This is a genomic window from Kribbella sp. NPDC004536, assembly GCF_042873835.1.
In the GTDB taxonomy this organism is placed as follows: Bacteria; Actinomycetota; Actinomycetes; order Propionibacteriales; family Kribbellaceae; genus Kribbella.
The window spans coordinates 166,490-190,883 of sequence record NZ_JBIALY010000001.1 but is presented as its reverse complement, the minus strand read 5'-3'; the positions used below and the strand labels follow the sequence as shown (position 1 = coordinate 190,883).

25 protein-coding genes are annotated in these 24,394 nt (G+C 69.1%); 14 read left to right on the top strand and 11 right to left on the bottom strand.

What is annotated here, in order from left to right; all coding sequences use genetic code 11:
* The first annotated feature begins 43 nt into the window (after positions 1-43).
* The 4 genes from ACFYRU_RS00945 (at position 44) to ACFYRU_RS00930 (ending at position 3,192) form a co-directional block, all read left to right on the top strand.
* Positions 44-895, top strand: coding sequence for an aminoglycoside phosphotransferase family protein (locus tag ACFYRU_RS00945; protein ID WP_387651492.1), 852 nt, complete (start codon positions 44-46; stop codon positions 893-895).
* Between the two features lie 31 nt (positions 896-926).
* On the top strand, positions 927-1,169 hold the full coding sequence (locus ACFYRU_RS00940) for a hypothetical protein (protein ID WP_387651489.1): 243 nt from the start codon (positions 927-929) through the stop codon (positions 1,167-1,169).
* A 114-nt stretch (positions 1,170-1,283) separates the two neighbouring features.
* Entirely contained in the window at positions 1,284-1,946 is a 663-nt protein-coding gene (locus ACFYRU_RS00935; RefSeq protein ID WP_387651486.1) for a DUF4097 family beta strand repeat-containing protein, read from the top strand.
* 19 nt (positions 1,947-1,965) lie between these two features.
* Positions 1,966-3,192 (top strand): serine hydrolase domain-containing protein, encoded by a 1,227-nt coding sequence (locus ACFYRU_RS00930; RefSeq protein ID WP_387651483.1) that lies wholly within the window; start codon positions 1,966-1,968, stop codon positions 3,190-3,192.
* Between the two features lie 40 nt (positions 3,193-3,232).
* Here the strand turns inward: ACFYRU_RS00930 and ACFYRU_RS00925 are convergent, their stop codons facing one another.
* From ACFYRU_RS00925 to ACFYRU_RS00910, 4 genes are all read right to left on the bottom strand, one after another.
* A complete protein-coding gene (locus tag ACFYRU_RS00925) occupies positions 3,233-4,012 on the bottom strand; it encodes an alpha/beta fold hydrolase (protein WP_387651480.1) in 780 nt (259 codons plus the stop codon).
* Positions 4,009-4,761 carry an alpha/beta fold hydrolase gene (locus tag ACFYRU_RS00920; RefSeq protein ID WP_387651478.1) on the bottom strand — a complete coding sequence of 251 codons (753 nt, stop codon included), beginning with the start codon at positions 4,759-4,761 and terminating at the stop codon, positions 4,009-4,011. The genes ACFYRU_RS00925 and ACFYRU_RS00920 overlap by 4 nt, the downstream gene beginning before the upstream one ends.
* Positions 4,762-4,876: 115 nt before the next feature.
* Positions 4,877-7,411, bottom strand: coding sequence for an ATP-binding protein (locus ACFYRU_RS00915; RefSeq protein WP_387651477.1), 2,535 nt, complete (start codon positions 7,409-7,411; stop codon positions 4,877-4,879).
* A gap of 12 nt (positions 7,412-7,423) precedes the next feature.
* On the bottom strand, positions 7,424-8,647 hold the full coding sequence (locus ACFYRU_RS00910; RefSeq protein WP_387651474.1) for an ArgE/DapE family deacylase: 1,224 nt from the start codon (positions 8,645-8,647) through the stop codon (positions 7,424-7,426).
* Positions 8,648-8,771: 124 nt separating this feature from the next.
* Between ACFYRU_RS00910 and ACFYRU_RS00905 the strand changes: the two genes are divergently transcribed.
* The 4 genes from ACFYRU_RS00905 (at position 8,772) to ACFYRU_RS00890 (ending at position 12,909) form a co-directional block, all read left to right on the top strand.
* On the top strand, positions 8,772-9,209 hold the full coding sequence (locus ACFYRU_RS00905; RefSeq protein WP_387651472.1) for a hypothetical protein: 438 nt from the start codon (positions 8,772-8,774) through the stop codon (positions 9,207-9,209).
* Between the two features lie 102 nt (positions 9,210-9,311).
* Complete coding sequence (locus ACFYRU_RS00900; protein WP_387651469.1) at positions 9,312-10,421, top strand: hypothetical protein; 1,110 nt, start codon at positions 9,312-9,314, stop codon at positions 10,419-10,421.
* 2 nt (positions 10,422-10,423) lie between these two features.
* Complete coding sequence (locus ACFYRU_RS00895) at positions 10,424-11,512, top strand: Ig-like domain-containing protein (RefSeq protein ID WP_387651467.1); 1,089 nt, start codon at positions 10,424-10,426, stop codon at positions 11,510-11,512.
* Entirely contained in the window at positions 11,512-12,909 is a 1,398-nt protein-coding gene (locus ACFYRU_RS00890) for a hypothetical protein (protein WP_387651464.1), read from the top strand. Before ACFYRU_RS00895 ends, ACFYRU_RS00890 begins: the two co-directional genes overlap by 1 nt.
* Here the strand turns inward: ACFYRU_RS00890 and ACFYRU_RS00885 are convergent.
* From ACFYRU_RS00885 to ACFYRU_RS00875, 3 genes are all read right to left on the bottom strand, one after another.
* A complete protein-coding gene (locus ACFYRU_RS00885; RefSeq protein ID WP_387651462.1) occupies positions 12,902-13,753 on the bottom strand; it encodes a phosphotransferase family protein in 852 nt (283 codons plus the stop codon). The two genes, ACFYRU_RS00890 and ACFYRU_RS00885, sit on opposite strands and share 8 nt — an antisense overlap.
* 10 nt (positions 13,754-13,763) lie before the next feature.
* Positions 13,764-15,047: an aspartate--tRNA(Asn) ligase gene (gene aspS / locus ACFYRU_RS00880; RefSeq protein ID WP_387651459.1), complete on the bottom strand. Its 1,284-nt coding sequence runs from the start codon at positions 15,045-15,047 to the stop codon at positions 13,764-13,766.
* Positions 15,048-15,298: 251 nt separating this feature from the next.
* Positions 15,299-17,590: a sigma-70 family RNA polymerase sigma factor gene (locus ACFYRU_RS00875; protein WP_387651456.1), complete on the bottom strand. Its 2,292-nt coding sequence runs from the start codon at positions 17,588-17,590 to the stop codon at positions 15,299-15,301.
* Between the two features lie 288 nt (positions 17,591-17,878).
* Between ACFYRU_RS00875 and ACFYRU_RS00870 the strand changes: the two genes are divergently transcribed.
* The 3 genes from ACFYRU_RS00870 to ACFYRU_RS00860 all read left to right on the top strand — a co-directional run bounded on the left by ACFYRU_RS00870 (position 17,879) and on the right by ACFYRU_RS00860 (position 19,927).
* Positions 17,879-18,691: a hypothetical protein gene (locus tag ACFYRU_RS00870; RefSeq protein ID WP_387651453.1), complete on the top strand. Its 813-nt coding sequence runs from the start codon at positions 17,879-17,881 to the stop codon at positions 18,689-18,691.
* A 163-nt stretch (positions 18,692-18,854) separates the two neighbouring features.
* Complete coding sequence (locus ACFYRU_RS00865) at positions 18,855-19,358, top strand: hypothetical protein (RefSeq protein WP_387651450.1); 504 nt, start codon at positions 18,855-18,857, stop codon at positions 19,356-19,358.
* Between the two features lie 71 nt (positions 19,359-19,429).
* Positions 19,430-19,927 (top strand): hypothetical protein, encoded by a 498-nt coding sequence (locus ACFYRU_RS00860; RefSeq protein ID WP_387651447.1) that lies wholly within the window; start codon positions 19,430-19,432, stop codon positions 19,925-19,927.
* A 48-nt stretch (positions 19,928-19,975) separates the two neighbouring features.
* On the opposite strand, the gene ACFYRU_RS00855 is transcribed toward ACFYRU_RS00860, so the two are convergent.
* From ACFYRU_RS00855 to ACFYRU_RS00840, 4 genes are read right to left on the bottom strand one after another with little or no spacing between them, the layout of a single operon-like run.
* Positions 19,976-20,974: an ATP-grasp domain-containing protein gene (locus ACFYRU_RS00855; protein ID WP_387651444.1), complete on the bottom strand. Its 999-nt coding sequence runs from the start codon at positions 20,972-20,974 to the stop codon at positions 19,976-19,978.
* Between the two features lie 18 nt (positions 20,975-20,992).
* A complete protein-coding gene (locus ACFYRU_RS00850) occupies positions 20,993-21,460 on the bottom strand; it encodes a universal stress protein (protein ID WP_387651441.1) in 468 nt (155 codons plus the stop codon).
* A 5-nt stretch (positions 21,461-21,465) separates the two neighbouring features.
* Positions 21,466-21,906 carry a MarR family winged helix-turn-helix transcriptional regulator gene (locus ACFYRU_RS00845; protein ID WP_387651439.1) on the bottom strand — a complete coding sequence of 147 codons (441 nt, stop codon included), beginning with the start codon at positions 21,904-21,906 and terminating at the stop codon, positions 21,466-21,468.
* Between the two features lie 33 nt (positions 21,907-21,939).
* Positions 21,940-22,683, bottom strand: coding sequence for an SOS response-associated peptidase (locus ACFYRU_RS00840; protein WP_387651437.1), 744 nt, complete (start codon positions 22,681-22,683; stop codon positions 21,940-21,942).
* A 59-nt stretch (positions 22,684-22,742) separates the two neighbouring features.
* On the opposite strand from ACFYRU_RS00840, the gene ACFYRU_RS00835 reads away from it, so the two are divergent.
* The 3 genes from ACFYRU_RS00835 (at position 22,743) to rsrA (ending at position 24,393) form a co-directional block, all read left to right on the top strand.
* The gene (locus ACFYRU_RS00835) at positions 22,743-23,384 is read left to right on the top strand and encodes an alpha/beta family hydrolase (protein ID WP_387651435.1); all 642 of its coding nucleotides are present in this window, start codon (positions 22,743-22,745) and stop codon (positions 23,382-23,384) included.
* A gap of 104 nt (positions 23,385-23,488) precedes the next feature.
* Positions 23,489-24,118, top strand: a complete 630-nt coding sequence (locus tag ACFYRU_RS00830; RefSeq protein WP_387651432.1) for a sigma-70 family RNA polymerase sigma factor — start codon at positions 23,489-23,491, stop codon at positions 24,116-24,118.
* Positions 24,115-24,393 carry a mycothiol system anti-sigma-R factor gene (rsrA, locus tag ACFYRU_RS00825; RefSeq protein WP_131467618.1) on the top strand — a complete coding sequence of 93 codons (279 nt, stop codon included), beginning with the start codon at positions 24,115-24,117 and terminating at the stop codon, positions 24,391-24,393. The genes ACFYRU_RS00830 and rsrA overlap by 4 nt, the downstream gene beginning before the upstream one ends.
* The last annotated feature ends 1 nt before the right edge of the window (position 24,394 follow it).

Sequence of the window (24,394 nt, the reverse complement as noted above, 5' to 3'; positions counted from 1 at the left end):
CCAGCCACCGGTGTGACGCGTCTGACGCACCATGAGCTTCGGAATGGACGAGGAACTTCTGCGCACTCTGTTGAAAGAGCAGCACCCCGACCTGGCCGATCTGGAACTCGCGGAGGTGGACGGCGGCTGGGGCAACCAGATGTGGCGCCTCGGCGACACCCTGGCCGTACGAGTGCCCCGCAAAGACACCAAGCCCTACCCGCTCCTCAACGAACACCGCTGGCTCCCCGAGATCTCGGCCCGAGTGCCACTGCCCGTCCCGACGCCGGTCCGGCTCGGTGAGCCGTCGGAGCGTTTCCCCAAGACCTGGCTGATCACCACGTGGGTCGCCGGCGAGCCCGCCGACCGTATGCCGATCACCTCGGCGCAGGCCGCCGACACGTTGGCCGCCTTCCTGCGCGCCTTGCACACAGCCGCTCCCGTCGACGCGCCGAGGACCCCGGGACGCGGTGACGGCCTGCGCGGCCACACCGAGGGCTTCGAGAACTGGGCCGACGAGTTCGAGATCGAGGACGGCGTACGGGAGGTCTGGGCCGACGGGGTCGCCGCGCCGGAGTACACGGGTACGCCGGTGTGGCTGCACGCCGACCTGCATCCGGCGAACGTGGTCGTTGCCGACGGCACCCTCGCCGGCGTGATCGACTTCGGCGACCTGTCCCACGGCGACCCGGCCACCGACCTGTCCGCCGCTTGGCTCCTGCTCCCGGACGGCACGGTCGACCGCTTCTTCGAGTCGTACCCCGTCGACGACGCCACCTACCGAAGGTCCCGCGCCTGGGCTGCCGCCCGCGCCCTCTCCCTGATCGCCATCGGTACGGCGGGGGTGAAAGGACTGCCCGGTGGTAAGCCCACGTGGTTGCCTGCCGGGCACGCCGCGCTGAAGCGGCTGCTCTGACGGCCTCTAGACTCGGCGGCTGGCCGGACCGGTGGAGCCGGTCGAGATCCGGGTCGACCTCAGCCGCCGCACGCTCGCGGTTGAGAGCTGGTACGCCGGGATGTACGCCATCACTGCGGGCGCGGGAGGCGCCGTGGTGACCCACCGCGTGCACCGGGTCGTGCCGGGACATCCGGGCTTCGCGGACGGGATCGCAGAGCTCGGTCTGCGGGTCCGGATGCGCCGCGACCTGGACGCAGTACTGGGGGTCGTCGCCGACCGGCTCGGCTGCTGACACCCGTTCCGTCACCACGCCCGAGGCCGTGTCAGTGCGGCGGCTGCCCGGTGTCAGGCCGGCCTTCCAGAGTGGTGTCAACAACAACGAAGACAACGATCGAAAGGCACCACAATGTCTACCTTCAACACCCCGCAGGCCATCTCCGCAGTCCTGAACATCCCCGCCGGAAGCATCCAGCTGATCGCCGCCGACCGCGTCGACACCGTGGTCGAGGTGCAGCCGGCCGACCCGTCGAAGGGGCGGGACGTGAAGGCGGCCGAGGCCACGCAGGTCGAGTACGCGGACGGCGTACTGCGCGTCACGGTCGTCACCAAGAACCAGTACTTCGGCCCGAGCGGCTCGATCGCGGTCAAGGTCGAACTGCCCGCCGGTTCGCAGGTCGAGGTCAAGGCCGCGAGCGCGGAGCTGCAGTCCACCGGACCGCTCGGCGACGTGGTCGTCGAGACCTCGCACGGTTCGGTCAACCTGGCCGAGGTCGCTGCCGCCCGGCTCACCAACGTCGCCGGTGACGTCTCCGTCGGCCGCCTGAACGGCGCCGCCGAGATCCGTACCAGCAAGGGCGACATCCGGATCGCCGAGGCAGTCCAGGGCGCGCTGGTCCTGAAGACCGACGTCGGCGAGATCGAGGTCGGCGCCGCCGCCGGTGTCTCGGCCTCGCTCGACGCCGGCACCACCACCGGCCGGATCAACAACTCGCTGAAGAACTCCGAGGCCGCCCAGCTCACCATCCGGGCGACCACCACCGTCGGCGACATCGTCGCCCACAGCCTCTGACCGAAAGGACCACCCACTGATGTCAACGAACGGAATCTCCGCAGCCGCCGAGAAGCGGCTGCACCAGGTCCTGGCCTCGTACGTCGACTCCGGGAAGATTCCCGGGATCGTCGCCCTGGTCGGCCGCGGCGACGCCGAGCCGTACGTCGCGACGCTCGGGACCATGCGCCACGACGGCGGGCCGCCGATGCAGCGGGACACGATCTTCCGGATGGCGTCCACGTCCAAGCCGGTCACGGTCGCGGCCGCGATGGTGCTGCTCGACGAGTGCCGGATCCGGCTGGACGACGTGGTCGACACCTGGCTGCCGGAACTCGCCGACCGCAAGGTGCTCCGCACGATCAACTCGGAGCTGGACGACACGGTGCCGGCCAAGCGGCCGATCACCGTGCGGGACGTGCTGACCTCGACCTTCGGGCTCGGCATGGACATGACCTCGCTCGGCACGCCGATCATGAACGAGGTCTTCGCGAAGGGCCTGACGCCGAACCTGCCCGAGCCGATGCCCGAGCAGGACGAGTGGATGCGCCGCCTCGGGACCCTGCCGCTGATGCACCAGCCCGGTGAGCTGTGGCAGTACCAGATCGCCAGCGACCTGCTGGGAGTACTTGTCTCCCGGGTCTCCGGGCAGTCGTACGGCGACTTCCTGCAGGAGCGGGTGTTCGGCCCGCTCGGGATGAAGGACACCGGGTTCTACGTACCGTCCGAGGACTTGCACCGGCTGCCACCGCTCTACGTGCCGGACCCGGCGACGGGCGAGTTCCACGTGTGGGACGAGGTCGAGGGCGGCCGGCACAGCACCCCGCCGGCGTTCCAGGGCGGAGGCGGCGGGCTGAACTCCACCGCCGACGACTACTACTCGTACTTCCGGATGCTGCTGAACCTCGGTAAGCACCAGGGCGAGCGGGTCCTGTCCCGGCCGGCGGTGGAGCTGATGACCACCAACCGGTTGACGGCGGAGCAGCTGGCCTGGCGGGAGGCGATGGCCCGGGACAACGTGCACATCTCGTTCGGCCAGGGCCAGCAGGGCGGCTGGGGCTTCGGGATGACGGTCCGTACGTACCGGGGCGACTACGCGCCGGTCGGCCAGTTCGGCTGGGACGGCGGCTCCGGTACGTCGACGTACGCCGACCCGGCCAACCAGGTGGTGGGCATCCTGCTGACCCAGGTCGGCGCCTCCACCGCGACGCCGATGCAGGTCATGCAGGACTTCTGGACCACGATCTACCAGTCGCTCGACGACTGACCTCAAAGGCCGGCCGGACCACAGGTCCGGCCGGCCTTGGTCAGCGAGCGGCTTGTTCGATGAGGCGGGTGGCGGTGCCGGCATGCGACACGGCCACCAGGTGCGACGCCCCTGGCACCTCCACCGTGGTGGCGTGCGCGCGCTGGGCCATGAAGAGCTCAGCGGCCGGCGGGATCGCGTGGTCACCGGTCGGAACCAGTGCGTACTTCGGCAGCGCGGCCGGCGCCGTGACCGCGACCTGCTCGTCGAAGGCGGCTGCCGCGATCGGCCGCTGGGAGGCACCCAGTACGGCGGCCTGCCGAGCCGGGAGGTCGGCCGCGAACACCCGGTGGAAGGCTTCCGGCTTCACCACCAGGTCGACACCACCCGGGTAGCTGATCGCGTTCGTGGTGTCCGGGCCGAGCTCGCTGCCCGGGTACTTGGCGTTGAGCGCACCGATCGTCTCGCCCGCCTGCGGGATGAAGGCGGCCACGTAGACGAGCGACTTCACTCCGCTCGTCCCGGCGAGCTCGCTGACCAGCGCACCGCCGTACGAGTGCCCGACGAGCACCTTGGGACCCTGGATCCCGTCGAGGACGCCCTTGAGGTACGACGTGTCGGCCGCGATGCCACGCAGCGGTACGGCGGGTGCGACGACGGTGTAGCCGTCCCGCTGGAGCCGCTCGGTCACGCCGGCCCAGCTGCCCGCGTCGGCGAACGCACCGTGCAGGAGGACGACGGTCGGCTTCGGCTTGTGTTCGGTCTGCGCGCTCGCGGTCGTGATGCCGGTCAGGGTGAGAGCGGCCGCGGCGACGGCGGTGATCAGGTGCCGGAGATTCATCGGTCGGCACCTGCCTCGACCGCGGTCGCGATGAAGTCGGCGACCGCCTTCGGCTGGGAGACGGCGACGGCGTGCGAGCCGTCGACCTCGATCGTGGTCGCGTTCGCCCGGGCGGCCATCGTGCGCTGGCCGTCGGGGTGGATCGCCTCGTCGTGGGTGGCGACCAGGTCGTAGACCGGGAGGCGCTGCCAGCTCGCCGTACCGGACTTCTCGTCGAAGGCCGCAGCGGCGATCGGGCGCTGGGTCCGGCCGAGCAGTTCGGCGTCCTCGACGTCGGCCGCGAACAGCGCCTGGAACTTCGACCGGTCGATGCTCAGCCAGGTCTCGTCGGCGCCGTCGGCGGTCGGCAGCTGGTGCGGTACCAGACCGGCCGCGAAGTCGTTGGCGGGGAAGCTGCCGAGCAGGTCCTGCAGGCTCTCACCCTCCTCGGGGACGAACGCCGCGACGTAGACCAGCGCGGACACGTTGTCGGCCTGGTTCGCGGCCGCGGTGATCACGGCACCGCCGTACGAGTGCCCCACCAGGACGACCGGGCCGTCGATCTCCCGGACCTGGGCGGCTACCCGGCTGCCGTCGAGGGCCGGGCCACGCAGCTCGTTGGCGACCGCGACCGCCGGGAAGCCGCGGCTGGTCAGCTCGGCGATCACACCGGACCAGCTGGAGCTCTCCGCGAACGCACCATGCACCAGAACGACGGTGGCTCCCCCCACCCCCGCCGAGCGCAGCGAGGCGGTGTTTTTCTCGGTCATTTTGCTCTTCCCTTCTTGGATGCTTGCAAGAAGGAAACCGCTGACGGCCGCTCCGGCGGATCGAGCGAACACATGAACCTGGTCGCGGTGCCCGGGATCACGCTGCACCCAAATCTCATGCGTTCGGGGGAGGGGCGAACCGCTCCAGCACCAAACGGGTCAGCTGGACCCGTGAGTTCACCCCGAGCTTGCCGAACACCGCCCGCAGGTGCGTTCCGACCGTACTGGCCGACACCACGAGCTCCTCCGCCGCCGACCGGTTCGTGTGCCCTTCAGCGACGAGCAGTGCGACCCGCCGCTCCATCGGGGTGAGCGACTCCCACCCCTCCTGAGCTCTGGGCGGTACGGCGGCCCAGCGACGTCGGCGTACCCCGGCAGCCTGCAAGACCGCCTGGATCCGCCCGGACGGAGCCGTCGCACCGAGAGCAGCCAGACTGTCCAGGGCTCGCTCCAGCGCCGGTACGCCGTTCTTGCGATCCCCTGCTTCGAGAGCGGCCCGCCCGTACCGCTCCTCGGCCTGTGCGAGCAGCAATGGCCTCTCTGCTGCACGTACTTGCTCCACTGCTGCAGCCAGCTTCTGGAAGTCATCGCCCGCAGCCACCACCGCTAGCGCGCCACGGCTAGCTGCTGACGGCTGGAGCTGCTCCAGCTCCGGTCCTGCGTTGGCCTGCAGCAGGAGGTCGACGCGTTCTGGGAAGTCCCGTGGCGTGGCTGCGAGGCGGTCGACGGCGTGGGCGTCGCCGTCTGCGATGGCCAGGAGTGTGCTGATGGTCGGGTCGGTGCCGGCGAGCTTCCGTGCTTGGGAGAGGTGGCCGCGCAGTAGGGCCACGAGTGCGAGGACCTGGTCCGCGGCGGGAGCCAGTGTGCGGTCGTGTAGCTGGTCCATCCAGCGCAGGGCGGCATATGCTGCGTCCTCTGCTTCCTGCAGGTTGCCAGACGCGTACTCGAGTCGTGCGCGCAGCACACCTAGCTGTGGCGCGGCCCAGGAATCACCTGCTGTCATCAGCTCCCGCACCCGCACGAGCGCAGCGGGCAGGTCGTCTGTCTCGGCACGGCAGTACAGCTCGCCTACCTCCACCAGCGTGACCGGCAGACTCCCAAGCCCCACCGGCGCCGTGCGTGCCGCCGCATACAGCTCCCGCGCCTCACCAAACCGCCCCTCACCCCGAGCCCGCTCCGCCGCAGCCACCTGCAACAGCCCCTGGGCAATCGGGTCGATTGCCTGACTCGGAGCTTCCGCACCGCCGAGAGCGCGGTACCCGGCAAGACGTTCGGCGAGGTGGGGCGCCGCCCCAGGAACAACCAGTTCGCTCACGTCGAGACGGCGGAAGGGCGCGAGATACAACCGAAGCGTCGCCTGCACGTCCGGCGTGGCACTGCGCATCAGGTCGTCCGCAAAGGCCTTGGCGCGGTCGTACTGCCATGCAGCGACCAGAACGCTCACCACGTCCACCCCGACCTCCACCCGGAGCGGATCGTCTTCACGGGTGAGGTCGAACGCCTCCCGGATCACCTCGGCCGCGGTGATCGACATGGTCGACAGCAGCTCCCGCGCAGCCTTCCGCAATGTCGCGACGGCTTCCGTGTCACCTGGCTGCGCAACGGCCAGCACGTGTGGTGCGGCCGCTGCGGCACCGCGCCCTGCGGCCATTAGCTGGTTGGCAATCGCGCCGTGCAGCGCCCGCTGCGCGGAAGGCGGTACGTCAGCCAGCGCAGCGGACCGCAGCAGCTCGTGCCGAAAGCGCAGTACCGCACCGCCGTCAGCGAGCAGCCCTGCTTGGATCGACTCCTCCAGCGGCGCCGCCAGCCGCGCTACCGGTGCAGCCATCAGTACGGCCACGTCCTCCAGCCGGAACTCGCTCCCGAAGACAGCAGCCGTCCGTACGAGCTCCCGGGCAGTCTCGGAGAGCTCGCCCGTACGGCGACGTACACCCTCCACCAACCCCGCAGACAGGTCGTTGTCGCTGAGGTACAGCCCGGCGATGAGCTGTTCGGCCAAGAACGGGATGCCCTGAACGCCGGCGAGCTGTACGGCCAGAGACGGGTCGACCGCACGACTCAAGCGGTCCGCGGCAAGGTCCTGGATCGCCTCAACGCTCAGGGGCGTCAGCGGGATCCTGTGGATCGGTACGTTGACCGCCTCCATCAGCTGATCCGCCGTACCGCCAGGAGTCGGCCGGGTCGCCAGCAACCACAGCACCTGCGCCGCTGGGAGCCGGTCGACCACCACCCGCAGTACGAATGCCGTCAGCGGATCTGACCACTGCGCGTCGTCCAGCACGATCAGTGCGCGTACTCCGGCCAGCCGCCGCCGGATCAGGTCAGCCAACCGTTCAGCCAGCCACAAGGGCTGCGTGTTGAGCCCGGCCAGTTCCAGGAACTGGTCCGTGCCGATCAGCGGCTCAGCACCCGCGCGCAGCGCAGGAGCGAGCGAGGACAGTGGACTGATGTTGTCGGTCTGGTGAGCGACCGCACTCGCCACCAGGAAGCCCTGCCGCTCAGCCTGCTCCACAGCCGCTGCTAGTAGTGCCGACTTGCCGATGCCGGGCTCACCGCTGACAACCGCCAGCGACGCACGGCCGTTGCCCGCTGCACGCAATGCGTTCAGGAGCTTGCCCAGCTCCTCAGACCGTCCCCGCAGCGGCACCATGGTGGATTTGTATCAACCGCAGCGACGGACAGCCAGCAGGGCATACACCCGGGCCGCCTGCAGCACGTCGGCTAGTACGACGTGCTCGTCCGCCGCATGCGCGTACCGGACATCGCCCGGCCCGTACTGCAACGTCGGCACGCCCGCCGCCGCGTACTGCCGCAGGTCGGACCCGTACGGCGCTCCCTTGACTGCTGGGGACCCGCCAGACACGTCAGCCACAGCCCGCACCGTGTCGGCCAGCAGTGGATCGTCCTCCGGCAGCAATCCCGACGCGAACTCACCACCGGGCCAGCTGACCCTCACCGGGTGCTCCCGCAACCAGTCGTCCTTCGCGCACGCATCAGCCACGGCCGTCTCGAAGGCGGCCCGCGCGTCCGCCGGAGCTTCACCCAGGCGTACGCCGTACCGGCCCTCCGCAACGAGCCGATCCGGCACCGTGCTGGCCCAGTCGCCGGCCGCGATCGTGCCGACGGATAGCGGATTCGCCAGGTCGAGATGGGCGAGCAGCGGATGTGGATCCCGGTTGCGTTCCCGTTCGAGGTCCTGCAACGCCATCTGGATCACGCTGAACTTCTCGATCGCGCTCACCCCGCGACTACGGGTCGAACCGTGCGTCGCAAGCCCCGATACCTCCAGCCGGAACGTGAGCGAGCCCGCGTTCGCCGGAATCACCGTGCCCGCGGTCGGCTCGGCGATCAGGCACGCCTCGCCACGATGCCCGCGCCGCAAGGTCGCGAACGTACCGACCCCACCGTCCTCCTCGCCGACCACCGTGTGCACCGCCAACGGTTTGCGCAACCGGATGCCCGCGGCAACGATCGCCGCGACTGCACCGAGGATCGCCGCCACTCCGCCCTTCATGTCGCAGGTCCCGCGGCCCCACATCGCGCCGTCTTCGATCCGCGCATCGAACGCGTCGCCCGGGACCACGTCTACGTGCCCGTTCAGAATCAGCCCCGGCGTCCCGGCACCACCGAGGACGCCGACACACCCCCACGCCTCGGCCCGCTCGACCTCCATCCCCGGGAAGCCCGGCGCGTCGGCTCTCAGGTCGAGCCGCCAGTGGTCGACGTCCATCCCCAACCCCCGTAGACGCTCCGCGCACCAGGCCTGTACGTCGACCTCGGCCGCGGTCCCGTCGACGCTCGGGATCCGCACCAACTCCCGCAGCTCGCCGACGATCCGCTGGTCGTCGATCGCCGCCAGAACGGTCTGCTCAGTCTCGAAATCCACAAGCATCTGAATACCACCGATCGGCCGACAAGGTCTGGCCGATCGCCCGACAGACGCCGTGCGGCGAGGCTGGCAGCCTTCCGGGGAGACGGCCCACTCGGGGTCGGGGGGAAGGGAAACCGCTATGCACCGCAAGAAGAAGATCCTCATCGCCGCAGCCGCCACCCTGGTGATCGGCGCCGGCTCCGCGTTCGCCTACTGGAGCACCACCGGCTCCGGTACGGGTGCGGGGACGAACGCGGCCTCGAACGGCAACATCGTCCTGCACGCGAGCTTCGCCAACGGACTGACGCCGGGCGCCAGCACGCCGGTCACGTTCACGGCCGACAACCCGGGTTCGTCGAGCCTGCGGATCGGCACTGTGACCTCTGTTGTGTCAGCCTCGGGCACCTGTGACTCCAACTGGTTCACCATCCCGGCTGTGCTCGAGGACCAGACGATCGCCGCCGGTGCGACCGGTGTCACGCTGGCCGGCGCCGGCACGCTGACCTTCGCCGACAGCGCGGCGAACCAGGACGCCTGCAAGGGCGCCACCGTCACGCTGACGCTGACCAGCAACTAGTTCACCGTCGCGGTTTCCCGGTTTCCCGGGCGGGGTGCTCCATCGACCCAGCGCCTCGTCCGGGCCGGGACCGCAGCAGTTCTCGGGGGGAGTGAGCAACGGATGCGAGGCACGCGTACGGCGCCACGCCGGGTGATCAGGTTCGTGATCGCCGGCCTGTGCCTGGTGCTCGCCGTGGCGGGTCTGGCGTACGCGACGCAGCCGGCGAAGCCCGGCCTCACGCTGGGCATCACACCGGCCAGCCAGTCGGTGACCCGCGGCCAACCGGCGACGTACACCGTCAGCGTCACCTCGACCGGCGGTCTCACGGGCGCCGTGTCGTTCAGCGTCAACGGCCTGCCGAGCGGCTCGTCGTCCACGTTCAGCCCGGCTTCGGTGACGCTCACTTCGGGCAGTACGGCGCAGACGACGCTGACCGTGAACACCACGTCCACGACACCGACCGGATCGGTCACGTTCACCGTCCAAGGCACCAGCGGCAAGGTCAGCGGGACTGTGTCGGCCGGCTTGACCGTCAACGCGCCGCTCTCGAGTTCGATCGCCCTGTCCGCGACTCCTGCATCCGTGACTCTCGCACCCGGGTCCACCGCGGTGTACACCTTGCAGTTGACCCGTACGAACTTCCCGGGTCCGATCTCCTTCAGCGTCTCCGGCGGCCTGCCCGCGGGCGCCACCGCAGCCTTCACGCCGAACCCAGCGACGGGCACCTCGTCGACGCTGCAGATCACCACACCCGCAACGGCGTACGACGGCACCTACACGCTCTACCTCGTCGGCTCCGGTACCAGCCCGTCCGGATCCACGCAGTACGCGTACGCCTCCGTCCAACTGGTCCTCGTCACCAGCGGCAAACCGTTCACGATCAGCGGGAACCTCTCCGGCCAGCTGGCTCCAGGCGTCTCGCGACCACTCGATCTCACACTGACCAACCCGAACAAGAAGCCGATCTCAGTGACCAACCTGACAGTCGCGCTGAGCTCGGTGACGCGCACGGCCTACGCGATCAGCCACAACCAGCCGTGCGGCCCCACCGACTACCGGATCACGCAGTACTCCGGTACGTATCCGCTGACGGTTCCGGGTAACGCGGCCGTCGCTGTGCCGGCCGGATCCGCACCGCAGGTCGCCATGCTCGACACAGCCTCGAACCAGGACGGCTGTAAGGGCGCGACAGTCACGTTCACCTATTCCGGCGCCGGACAGGGGAGCTGACCATGACTCGACGTGTGTTGCTCATGCTCGGCCTGGTCGTCCTGGCGCTGACGGGTAGCGGTATCGCCTGGGCTTTCTGGTCCGCGGCGGGCGCCGGCACCAGCAGCGCTGTGACGGGCACACTGAACCCGCCGACGAACGTCAACGCGGTAGCCAGCCCGGGCATCGGTACGGTCTCGGTGAGTTGGACAGCCTCGCCACAGGCGACCGGCTACTACGTGACCCGCGTGCGGAACAGCGACAGTACGTCGGCCGCCGCGTGCGGCACGTCCCCGTCGCACCCGACCACCAGCACCTCATGCGACGATCCAGCAGTTGCTGACGGCACCTACCACTACACGGTCACCGCCGTCCTCGCCACCTGGACGGCCCTAAGCGCACCGAGTGCGAATGTCACCGTCAACAACACGCGGCCATCCGTCACGGTCAACCAGGCGTCCGGCCAGGCCGACCCGACGGCCACCGCGCCGGTCAACTTCACCGCGGTCTTCAGCGAAACGGTCTCCGACTTCACCAGCTCCGACGTCACCGTGTCCCCGAACACCGCAACAGCAACGGTGACCGGCAGCGGTACGACGTACAACATCGCCGTCAGCGGGCTGACCACCAGCGGCACTGTCAGCGTGACCATCGCAGCCAACGTGGCCCACGACTCCGCCGGCGCCGGCAACACGACGTCGACGAGCACCGACAACGCGGTGGTCTACGACATCACCGCGCCGACCGCACCGACACCGACGGCGACCGCTGCCGTCACCTTCGGATCGTTCGTCAACAGCGAGCCGGTCACCTTCACCAGCGCAGCGACCGACGCGAACTCCGGCGTTGCCTCCGTCGCGTACTACTACTGCGCCGGAGCAACCGGTAGCTGCACCTCCGCGAACTGGACAGCGATCGGATCATCGACCGCTGCGTCCAGCAGCTTCCCGGTCACGTCGCACGCACCGCTGGCCGCCGACGGAACGTACCGAATCGTCGCGGTAGCAACCGATGCTGCCGGCAACGTCAGCACGCCGAGCCCGTCCACCCAACTGACCGTGGACACCACGGCCCCGACCATCACCCGCCCAACCGTGAACGGACACTCGTGATGACGCTGAAACGAGCCTGGCTGATCGCACTCACTGCCGTTCTGGTCGCGGTGGGGATCGTCGAAGGACCCACGGCCTTCGCAGTCAGCGGACTGAGCGGTGTGACGTTCGCCGGGTCACCTCAAACCGGCGGTGCGACCGCGACCTGGGCCGTTGGGTTCACGACCAGCAGCGGGCAAGGCGCACTGGCGGCGGGGGACACGATCACCGTGACCTTCAACTCCGCGTTCAACCTGAGCAGTGCGGGCGTCTCGTTGGCGAGCGGCTTCACGAAGTGTTCCGCCTCGGCGAACGCGGCCGCGGCCAGTGTCACGATCACGCTGGCCAACAGCGGCGGTAGCTGCGCACACGGCAAGGGTGCCGCCGCAAGCGTCAACATCACCGGTGTCACGAACGCCGCCGCGGCGGGGTCGTATCCGGCGAACTCCTTCAGCGTCGCGACAGTTCAGGACGGCTCGGCCTCGCCGTCCAACCCGGTCGTCATCTCCGTCGGTGCACCTGCGAAGCTCGCGTTCACCACGGCTCCGCCTGCGACGGGCTCGGCGGGAGCACCGCTCGCAACGTTCAAGGTCTCGGTCCAGGACGCCGGCGGCAACACGGTCACGACGGCGACCGATCCGATCACGCTCGGCATCGGAAGCGGTCCGTCCGGAGGGAACTTCAGTTCGGCGCCCGCGACCTATACGAACGTCGCGGCGGTCTCCGGTGTCGCCACCTTCAGCGGCGTTGCCCTCGACCTCGCCGGGACCTACACCCTGACCGCCGGACGATCCGGCCTGACCTCGGCCACGAGCAGCGCCGTCGTCATCAGCGCCGGCGCGGCCAGCAAGCTTGCGTTCGTGCAGGGGCCGGGCAATGGGTTCGCCGGTACGGCGCTGACGCCGGCGATCACCGTGCAGGTGCAGGATCCGAACGGTAATGCGGTCGCCGCTTCCGGCGTCACTGTCACGCTGACCCCGTCGGCCGGGGCGATCGACTCCGGTGCGACTGCGACGACCAACAGTTCCGGGCGGGCGACGTTCAGCGGAGTGACGATCAACAACACCGCGCTCGGCCTCACGCTCACCGCGTCGGCATCCGGCCTCACCTCAACCGCGCCGTCGGCGACCTTCAACATCACAGTGGCGGTCAGCAGCGGAGCTGTGCTGACGAACGCGTCCACCGACGGCAGTGGCTCCGGCGTCAAGTCGGTCGCGTACTACTACTGCGCCGGCTATTCCGGCAGCTGCACGAGCACGAACTGGACGCTGATCGGCTCGTCGACCACCGCCACCAGCTACCAGGTCACCTGGACGTCCACACCCGCACCCGGCGCCTACCGAGTAGTTGCCGTCAGCACCGACAACGTCACCAACGTCAGCCAGCCCAGCGGCAGCACGCCGGTGACCGTCAGCTGAGCAACTCCAGCAGGTGGCGCCCACCGTGGTTCACCAGTTCCTGGGGGTACGTGCCGCGGTCGTGGACGAACTCCGCGACCGACGCGAATGCCGCCGCCGCGCATACTGCAACGGCGGCCCGGCCGCTGGCGCGTAGGGCGGCCTCCAGGAAGAGTCCGTCGACGCCGGACGCGGCGCCGTCGCGTGCGGCCGAGGCGGCGAGTGAGACCAGGTCGTAGCCACGCGCACCGCTGCCGGCGGCTTCGATGTCGACGATGCCGGTGATGCGGCCCTCGGACACCAGCAGGTTGCCCATGTTCAGGTCGCCGTGGACGAAGTCGTGCCGGGGCAGTACGTCGTCGCGGTACGGCCGGCACAGCTCGCCGTACCGCCGCACCAGCTCGGCCGCGTCGTCGCCGTACTCGAGCACCCGCTCCCATACGCCGTCCCAGCCGTCGAAGACGACGCCCTGCGCCCACGCCGACCAGGTCACCTCGTGGTCCTCGGGGATCAGGTCCCGCTGCAGTTCGCAGATCCCGATCAGCTCCCGCGCCAGCGCTTCGTCGAGCACGGGCGAGCTGCCCGGGACCAGTTCCTGCAACTGGTACGGCGATCCCGCCGCGGTCGTACCGACAGCCAGCCACTCGGGCGTGGGGTACCCGACGGCGCGGGCCCGGCGGACGAGCTCGGCCGCCCGCCGGACGCGCGGTGCCCAGGAAGGGTTGTCCGTCCACTTCAGCACGACGTCGCCGGTCAGCACGTACGCGGTCGACTGCAGACCACCGGTCAGTTGCCGCACGACCCGATAGTCGGTGCCCAGGGCAACGTTCAGCTCGGCGACAACCGACTCGGTGGTCTCGGTCATGAGCAAACCATCACGGCGTCAACCGGTGCAGGTCGCGCGGGAACAGCGTGACCTCACGGACGTTCTCCGCACCGGTCAGCCGGGCTACGAACCGCTCCAGCCCGATCGCGAACCCGCCGTGCGGCGGCATCCCGTGCTTGAACGCCTGCAGGTACGAGCTGTACGCCGGGGCCTCCGCCGACTCGCCGCGCGCCTCGAGGGCCGCGACGTAGTCGGAGTACCGGTGCAGGCGCTGGCCACCCGTGACCAGTTCGACGCCGCGGAACAGCAGGTCGAACGAGTTCGACCAGCGCGGGTCCGACGGCTGCGGATGGGTGTAGAACGGCCGCTTCACCATCGGGTAGCCCTCGACCGCGACGAAGTCGCTGCCGTGCTCGCGCAACGCCCACTCGCCGATCGCACGCTCGTCGGCCGGCGCCAGGTCCGGCTCGTCCGGCGAGGCGCCGGCGATCTTCAACGCTTCGGTGAAGTGCAGCACCGGTACGTCGACCGGGATCTCCGGCAACTCCACGCCGAGCCGCTCCAACGCCGACGAAGCGCGGGAACCGACTGCGGCCAACATCCCGGCGATCGCCGTCCGCAGCATCGCCAGCACGTCGCGGTGGTCGGCGATGAACCCGAACTCCGCGTCGAGCGACACGTACTCGGCCAGGTGCCGGACGGTGTCGTGTGGCTCGGCCCGGAACACCGGACCGACCTCGAAGACCCGCTCGAACACGCCGACCATCTGCTGCTTGTAGAACTGCGGCGACTGCGCCAGGTACGCCGGCCCGCCGAAGTAGTCCAGCGCGAACACGTTCGCCCCGGACTCGGTGGCCGTACCAACGATCTTCGGCGTCTGGATCTCTGTGAAGCCCTGACCGCCCAGGGCTTCCCGGAAGCCGGCCATAGCAGCGGCCGCGATCTCCCAGCCGGCCCGGACGACGGGATGCCGCAGTGCGACCGGTGCGTTGTCGAGTACGACAGGCAGCCCCGCGCCGACGGTCGGACGCCACAGCTCGATCGGCGGCGGCGCGGCCGGTTCGGTCAGCGGTGTGATCACCGGGTCGACGATCTCCACGCCACCGGGCGCCTGCGCGTTCGCGGCGACCGTACCGGTCACCTCGACGACAGTCTCCTCAGGGAACGCGTCCAGCTGTTCCGGTGATTCCTTGACGACGATCTGGGCCAGGCCGGACCGGTCGCGCAGGATCAGGAAACTGACGGCGGCGAGCCGTCGTCTTCGGTGCACCCAGCCGGCCACCGTGACGGACTGGCCTACTGCTGAGGGGATCTCATGGCTGAGAATGCGCATCGCTGTTTCACCTCCAGGTCATTTCTCGAACCCCGGAGGTGTGGGCGAAGGGGATCTCGCGGTGCCACCACACCTTCACCGAGCCCGACGGGCCCGGCCTCTTGCACAGCAGTCGCTCGGGAGTGTCTTCGCCACCGCTGCACGCATCGCCTTCCCAGCTACCGGCGACTCTCTCGGGCGTGCAGTACGGCGCTACTTGGTTCCTTCAGCGCGAACAACAACCAGGATAAGGGACCACGGCAACCCGGTTTTCACCGGCGCGACTCCGAGGGCGGAATCTGCGCGCTGTCGGTGTCCTCGCGGCCGCCGACCCGGGCATGCACGGTGAGCGCGTTGTCCGGTCCGTTGCCCGGGAACCACGCGTTCCACTCCGAGTTCAGCGGCTTCTTGTAGTTGTTCGTCCAGCAGGTCGCGCGGCGGATGTCACTGGTCCGCTCGCAGGTCCAGCCGAGGTCGAACGACGGCAGGAACACCAGGTTGCGGCCCCACGAGATGTCGAGCTCGACCCGCCGGCCCTGCGCACCGTTGACCTTCAGGAACCTGTTGTAGACAAAGGGGTTCGGGTCCTGGCCGGGCGTCGGCGTGAGGATCTGCAGCAGCGACTCGTCCTGCTGGACCCCGGGCAATACCTCGGAGTCGGTGTCGCTGACCAGGTCGGCCTGCGCCGTCACCGTGAACGTCCGCGCCGCGGCCGGCGAGTCGTCCGGTACGTCGAAGTCCGCCGCCAGCGGAGCCGGCTTGTCCGGGTCAGCTGCCGTACACGTCGCAGTCGACTGGGAACACTTCCAGCCGGCCGGGTTCGCGGCGATCGGCCACTCCAGCGCCTTGCCGTACGTGATCTTCAGCGTGACCTTGGTCCGGTTCGCCCGCGGGGCGACGGTGAGGATCCGGTGGTGCACGTCCGGGTCGGCCTTGCCGTCGAGGATCTTCAGCAGGTTCTCGTCGGTGCTCGGCGCGGCGTCCAGGGTGCGCGAGGCGTAGTCGTACAGCCGGCCGGTCTTCGCGTTCACCGTGAAGGTCCGGTCAGCGGCCGAGCCGCCGGTCGGCGCGTCGAACGTCACCGGGATCGGCTTCGGCTTCGCGGGGTCGGCCGCGGTGCAGGTCTCGGTCGCCTCGGTGCACGTCCAGCCGGCCGGGTTGCTCTTGATCGGCCAGCTGAGCTCGGCGCCGTACTTGAACGTGATCATGACCGGGTTCGCGTTTCCGGCCGGGGGCTTGATCGTGATGACGAACCGGATGCCGGCGGCCGCGCTGCCGCTCGCGCCCTTGGTAACCGGCGCGCCGCCGCCCGTCGGCATGCTGATCGTCACCATCCCGGGGTAGCGGATCGGTGTGGTCGGCGTCGGCTTCGGCGGGGTAGGGGTAGCCGGCGGAGGCGTCGGTGTCGGAACCGGTGTGGTCGGGACCGGCGTCGTCGGCGCGGTCGTGGGTGCCGTCGTCGGGGCCGTGGTCGGCGCCACCGTCGGGTTGGACGCCGACGGCTGAGTCGGCTTCACCGTCGGCGGTTTCACCGTCGGTTTGACCGGTGGAACGGTCGGGTTCGCCGGTGGCTGCGAGGGCTGGGTGGCCGGCGGCTTCGTCGGCTGCTCGATCGCGGCCGGAGGCGTCTTGTTGCCGGTGAGCGCCATCGCCGCGAGGACGGCCGCGACCGCGACCACGACGACCGCGCCGCCGCCGACGGCGGCCCGGGTGCTGTTCTCGGTGACCTTGCGCCAGCCGGTGACGAAGAAGCCGACCAGGCCGACCTTCGCGCCGGAGGCCGCGGCCAGATAGCCGAGGCCAGCGGTGCCCAGCAGGGCCGGGGCGAGCAGCGCCGGCAGCGCACTGTTGACCTCGACGAGCTCGAGGTACACCGCGGTGCACTTCGCGCACTCGTCCAGATGCTCGCGGACGTTCCGGTTCTCGCGCTTGGTCAGGCCGCCGCGGACGTACGCGCCGAGGCGCTCGGTCGTCCAGCGGCAACGATCCCCCGCGACGTCGGCCAGATGCTGCTGCAGATACGCCTGCCGCAGACCCTCACGAGCGCGGTACGCCAGCGCGGACACACCGTTCGCGGTCAGGCCGAGCAGCGGCGCGATCGCGGCCGGCTTCTCGCCCTCGACTTCGGTGTGCCACAGCACGGCCTGCCAGCGCTCGGGCAGGCTGGCGAACGCCTTCGCCGCGGCACCGCTCTCGAAGCCGGTGACGGTCGGGTCGTCGAAGCCCTCGGGCTCACGCTCGTACGAGGCGATGTCGTCGGTGGACTGCACCTTCTTACCGGAGCGGATCCGGTCGACGTGCACGCGCCGTACGGTCGTCAGCAGGTACGCGCGGAAGGAGACGTCCGGGCCACCGCCGGCGCGCAGCGCGTCCAGCACCTTCGCGAACGCGTCGCCGGCCAGGTCGTCGGCGTCGTTGGCCGGGACGAGCTGGCGGGCCATCCGCTCGGCGGCGTGGTGGTGCCGGGCGTACAGCTCGCCGTACGCCTCCAGGTCACCGTTGCGGACGCGCGCGATCAGCTCGGCATCGCTCAGCGCATCCGGCTGGCCGTCCGGCGTCTCCATCCATCTCCCCCGTGGGCTCTGTGACAACTCCTGCGACAACTCTCAGTGCGGCAACGTGACAGTCCGTCACATTTGGTTGCCGAGGACAAGGCTCCCACGTGTGACGACCGAAAGCATCATCTCTGACGCGGAACTGTGCCCCTTTCCTGACGAGATCGCCAGTGCCGAAGTTACGCGAAAAAAAGTTCTGCGAATCCGCGTCATGAATCGTCACCGGCCCTGTCTCTTCGGCGTACGACGCTTCCGGCCGACCGGTCGGGAGACTGACGGGGCTAGTTGAGGAGGGCCATGTCGCTGTTCGCGGACATCCGTCGACGGTTCGACCTGCGTCCGGCCAAGTCCCTGAACCTGGCGGGGTCGCCCGCCCGGCTCGCGCCGGAGGCGTCGTCCAACGAGCAACCGAGCGGTAGGAGGGAACCGCTCGGCACAGCTGGTACCGACCACAGCGCCTATCTCGCGATCGCCGAGGCGCTTCGGGACGGTGCCGATGTCGTGCCTGCATCGGACGAGACCGGACGCCGCCTCGCGGCCGACGGTGTCTCGCTGGTGGAGGCACTTGATGGGCTGAGTGCGCTGTACCGCTCGATCGCCGGGGGCGAGCCGGCTTTCGCCGCGGTACGCGCACTCAGTTCCAGCTGGGCCGAGGCATCTCTGGTCTACCTGCACTCGCTGTCCTGCGAGGACCCGCTGACCGGGCTGTCCAGCCTGGCGCACCTGCGGTCCCGGCTGGGCGAGCTCTACCGAGAGGCGGAATTCCGTGGAACTTCCGTACCGCAAACCCATGCACTGGTGGTTGTCGAACCGCTCAATCCGCCGGGCACTTCGCCGTTCGACCGGGAGCTCCGGCTCGTCGACGTCGCGGAATGCCTGCGGATCGTCTTCTGCGGCGGTGACGTACTGGGCCGCATCGGCTCACGCCGCGCGGCGGCGCTCGTCGGCCGCGAGCCGAACCTGCCGGAGCAGGTCGCGACGGTACGAGCCCTGATCACGCAGTGGCGGCTGGACACCGACGTACCGCAGCTGGCCCGGATCTGGATCGAGGGCCTGCCCGGCACTGACGAGATGGCCGGCCGGCTCCTCGACGAGCTCGCCAGACCTTAGACCTGCGCCCGGACGCCAACAGGGGGGCGGCCGGGCGCACTCGAACCGGCGGCGGATCGCCTAACACGGGGTGGGCGATCCGCCGCCGCCTGTCGTTCAGGTTGAAATCAGCACCTTGGTGCAGACTCTCGCGACCTGAAAATCGCTGAGAGGCAAGCTCCGCATGACTTTTCCCCTGAAGTTCACCCGCCGTCTGGCCACCTGGTGTGCCGCTTGGGTCGCTGTGCTCGGCGCCTTGCTCACGGTTGTAGCAAGCCCAGCCAGCGCGACCGGCGCCGTATCGGTGTGGTTCGGCGATGAGTTCCAGACATTCCAGGCCTCGAACGGCTACACCTATGTTCGAGTCAACTACGGTGCGTTCGTAACACTCGATCACCCCGAGCAGTACATTCACGGTGCAGAGGTCTACGTCTCCTGCTGGGGATATCGCGATCACCAGAAGGTGACTGTGTTCCAGTCCAACCACACGCAGGACTCGCCATACCCGCTCCAGGTATATACGCCCGGAGGTGGGATCTTGCTGGACGGCTCGTTCACCGTGCTCAAGGGAACCCTTCTGAACTTGAACCCCAGCGGCACTGACCGGATCACCTGTGGCGCGACCTACTACGGACAGCCACAAACAAATGTCTCCGCACCGGAGGTGACAAGAGCCGGCGACTTCTGACCTTTCAGCTTGAAGTCAGCATCTCAGTCCAGACTCTCGCAACCGAACACTCGCTGAGAGGCAGACTCCGAATGACATCGTCCTTGAGATTCCCACGCCGTCTCGCCACCTCGGCCGCTGTGCTGGCGGCTCTCCTCACAGCCGCAGCGGCTCCGGCGCACGCGACGGGCAGCGTGTCGGTGTGGTTCGGCGCCGAGATGCAGACGATCCCAGGCCCGTACGACCAGACGTACCTTCGCCTCAACTACTCGGCCTTCGTGACGCTCGACAACCCTGAGCAGAACATCCAGGACGCCGACGTGTCTGTCTACTGCTGGGGCTACGACCACCTCGGCAAGAAGGTGTCGGTGTTCCAGTCCGACCACACGCAGAACAGCCAGGCCTTTCCGTTACAGGTATACACGCCGGGAGGCGGGATCCTGCTGAACGGTTCCGTCACGGGTCTCAAGGGCGGTCTGTTCAATGTTGACCGGTGGGGCCCGGACAAGCTCCACTGTGGCGCGGTCTACTACGGACAGCCCGAGAGCGGCGTTGGCGCGCCCGAGGTGGGCATGACTGGCTACTTCTAACGATCTCCGAAGTGCCGGCTGTGGATGCCCGATCCGCAACCGGCACCTTCATGCCTGCAGCAGTTGCTCGATGAGCTCGGCGTAGCTGATCCCGGCGCCCTTGGCCGCGAGCGGGACGAGGCTGCCCGGGGTGAGCCCGGGAAGCGCGTTGACCTCGAGGCAGTACGGCGTACCCGATGCGTCGCAGCGGAAGTCGGCGCGGGAGTACGACGTACCGAAACCGAGGGCCCGATGCGCCCGGAGTGCGAGTTCCTGCAACTGCTCCGCGAAGTGCGCCGGGATGTCGGCGGGGCAGATCTCCCGAACCGCGCCCGGCTGGTACTTCGCCTCGTAGTCGAAGACCGCCGTGGTCAGCTCGATCTCGACGACCGGCAACGTCGTCGTACCGATCACCGCGACCGTGAACTCCCGGCCGCTCAGGAACGGCTCGACGAGTACCTCGCCGTCGGCGTCCAGCGCCTCCAAGGAGTCAACCTTGCGCACAGCAACGCTCGACCCGTCGGCGACCGGCTTCACCACGACGGGTCCGCGCGCCAGCAGATCCTTGACCGCGACCGGTGGCTCCGGCTGCTCCGCGGTGTTGTAGAGCACACGCGGCGGCACCGGTACGCCGGACGCCTCGAGTACGGCCTGGCTGCGACCCTTGTGCCAGGCAACGGCACAGACGTCGTGACCCGCACCGGTGAACGGCACTCCGGCCAGCTCGAGCAGCGCCTGGACGTGTCCGTCCTCACCCCACCCGCCGTGCAGCGCGATGAAGACCCGGTCGGCCCGCCTCAGGTGCTCCAGCACAGGTCCGCCGGTCAGCGCCGCGTACATCCGCTGCCTGAGCGCGGCCCGCTCCGACGTCGACGGTGGTACTGACGGCACGGGTACGGCGGCGTCGTCGACGGACACGCGCTCGGCCAGGATCGGCTCGGCGGCCGCCGGGTCGACCAGGCTCACCTCGTGGCCGCGCTCGGTCAGCGCCTTCGCGACCGCCCAGCCCGAGGACCGGGACACGTCCCGCTCCGAACTCTCGCCGCCACAGAGGACCACAACTCGCATGCGGTTGACTGTCGCACGTCAGGGGACGACCACGACGACCGGGGCGTCCTTGCGGCAGGTGAGGCGGTGGCCGAGGGAGCCGGTCAGGCGGTGCCAGCGCTTCGCGGAGCGGCCGACCACGACGAGCCGCGCGTCGACCTGGCGGGCGACGTCGGACAGCGTGTCGATCGCGTCACCGAACTCGCCGACGAAGCTCAGTCGTACGCCGGCCTCGTGCGCACGGCGTACCGCCTCCGCCTCGATCTCGCCGGCCAGCTCGCGCTGGTTGTCCCGGGAGGCGGCGTAGTCGTACGGAACACCGAGCGCGACGGTCGGATCCGAGAACGGCATCACGTACACCGCGACCAGCTGACCGTTGGTTCGGAGGGCCTCGCCGGCGGCCCAGGCGAAGGCGTCCCAACTGGTGCCTGAGCCGTCGAGGCCGACGACGATCGCCGGTGTTCCCAACTGTTGGGGGATCGGAGTGCGACGGGCTTCGGGGTTCATCGGGGTCACCTCTTCGGCAACGGGGTACGGCTGTCCTGGTCCTCGCCGGCCAGTTCGATCAAGCGCAGGATCGCCGGCGCCGCGTCGCGCAGCGCGGCAGCGTCCTGCTCGTCGAGCTTGCCGATCAGGTCGGTCAGCGTCGCCGCGCCCTCGGCCCGCAGTTCGCGGAGCCGGCGGCTGCCGGCCTCGGTGACGGCAACGAGTACGACCCGCGCGTCGGCGGGGTCGCGACGGCGCTCGACGAGCCCCTGGCCGGCCAGCTGGGTCACCAGGGACGTCATGGACGGCTGGGTGACTTCTTCGCTGACCGCCAGATCGGTCAGCCGCCGCGGCCCGGTCCGCTCCAGCGTCGACAACACCGACGCCGCGGTAAGACTCACCGCCCGCGGCCGCCGCCGGATCGCCACCGCAGCCAGCCCGAACAACGCTTCGCCAACCGTGCTCATGCCTTAAGTATAGGCACGGTTATATAGATTCAACTATGCGTCGGCGAGGGGCTCCAGGAGCTCGGGTCCGTTGTTCTTCACGCTGTTCACGGCGGTCGTGATCGCGTAGATGTCGAGGCTGCCCTGGGGCGGCGGCGCCATCAGCGCGCGGATGTCGTCGACCTCGTTGAGCCGCGGGTCGAGCCAGGCCTCCCAGTCCTTCTTCGCCACCGTCATCGGCATCCGGTCGTGGATGTGGCCGACGTCGTCGGAGGCTGTGGTGGTGATGATCGTGAACGTGATCAGCCACGCGCTGTCGTCGTCCGGCTCCTTCTCCTTGTCCCGCCAGAACTCGTACAGACCGGCGAGCGCGAGTACGTCGTCGTCCTTGCGGTGCAGGTAGAACGGCTGCTTCAGCGGCTTGCCGCCCTTGCCGAGCTGCTGGGTCGGGAACCACTCGTAGAACCCGGAGATCGGCACGATCAGCCGCCGGCTCGCGAACGCCCGCCGGAACGACGGCTTCTCGTAGACGGTCTCCGCGCGGGCGTTGATCATCCGGCCGAGCTGTGGCGTCTTGGACCACGACGGTACGAGTCCCCACTTGAGCTGCCGGAGCTGCCGGACCGGCTCGCCCTCCTTGTCGTCGCGCGGCGGCCGCGCCAGTACGACCGGCGACAGCTTGGTCGGGGCGACGTTGTAGTCCGGTTCGATGGCCTGCTCGTCGACGTTCGTGGCGTCGATCTCGAACTCACCGAGCAGGTCTTCCCGGCTCCGGGTCGAGGCATAGCGTCCGCACATTGCTTCAGTGTGCCTTGTTCAGGGTTTCGTGCCCGCGCAGCAGCGGTCCGGATGACAGGATGGGGCGGGTGACCGACGAACGGATTGTCAGGACACCGCACGGCGAGGCCCGGATCGTGGCGCACCGCGCCCGGCGCCCGGTGGCGACGCTGGCGCTCGGTCACGGTGCCGGCGCCGGGATCGAGTCGGGTGACCTGGTCGCGCTGGCCGCGCGACTGCCGAAGCAGGACATCAACGTGTTCCTGATCGAGCAGCCGTGGCGGCGGGCCGGCAAGAAGCTGGCGCCGGCGCCGAAGGTGCTGGACGAGGCGTGGATCGCCATCGTCGGGCAGCTCCGGGTCCGTACGCCGTTGGTGATCGGCGGCCGGAGCGCCGGAGCCCGGGTGGCCTGTCGTACGGCGAGCAGTCTGGGCGCTTCCGGCGTACTCGCCCTGGCCTTTCCGCTGCACGCGCCGGGGAAGCCGGAGAAGACGCGGGTCGACGAGTTGCAGGGCACCGGACTGCCGACACTCGTCGTCCAGGGGGAGCGGGACCCGTTCGGTACGCCGGAGGAGTTCCCGCCGCTGACCGAGATGGCGGTCGTCCCGGACGCCGACCACTCGTTCAAGGTGCCGAAGCGGGCCGAGCTCAACCAGCAGGAGACGTACGACCTGCTGGTCGAAGCTGTGTTCGAATGGGTCGGCCGCGAGGTGTCCGGGTAGCAGTCGGGAATGCCCCCGTGGCCGGGCGTGTTGTGACGAACATGATGGCGACGAGAGAGGCTCCGGCGAGAACCACTGGGAAGACCCCGGTATTCTCGATCCCGATGCCCACTCCCACCACGACCGAGACTCCCGAGCAGCGCACCGCGCGGTTCGAGCGCGAAGCGCTGCCCTTCCTGGACCAGATGTACGCCGCGGCGATGCGGATGACGCGCAACCCGTCCGACGCCGAGGACCTGGTGCAGGACACCTTTGCGAAGGCGTACAGCTCGTTCCACCAGTTCACGCCCGGCACCAACCTGAAGGCGTGGCTGTACCGGATCCTGACGAACACCTTCATCAACGGGTACCGGAAGCGTCAGCGGCAGCCGACGCAGTCGCCGACCGAGGAGATCGAGGACTGGCAGCTGACCGCCGCCGAGTCGCACACTCCCGGTGGGCTGAAGTCGGCCGAGGCGGTCGCCCTCGAGCACCTGCCCGACTCCGACATCAAGTCCGCCCTGCAGGCGATCCCGGAGGACTTCCGGCTGGCCGTCTACCTGGCCGATGTCGAGGGCTTTGCCTACAAGGAGATCGCCGAGATCATGGGTACGCCCGTGGGAACGGTGATGTCACGGCTGCACCGCGGCCGCCGCCAGCTCCGCGACCTGCTGGGCGACTACGCCCGCGACCGCGGCCTGATCCCGGCAGCGGACGACAGCACCGAGACAGCTGCGGAGAAGGAGGAGTCGTGAGCTGCGGCGAGCACCACGACGTCGACTGCGGGGAGATCCTGCAACGGGTCTACGTCTTCATCGACAACGAACTCGAGGACGCCAGTTCCGACGAGATCCGCCAGCACCTCGAAGAGTGCGCCCCCTGCCTCGACGAGTACGACCTGGAACGCTGCGTCAAGAAGCTGGTCCACCGCTCCTGCGGCTCCGACCACGCCCCCGACGCCCTCCGCCAGAAAATCCTCCTCAGACTGACCCAAATCCAAATCGAAACAACGATCACCACTACCGACTGAT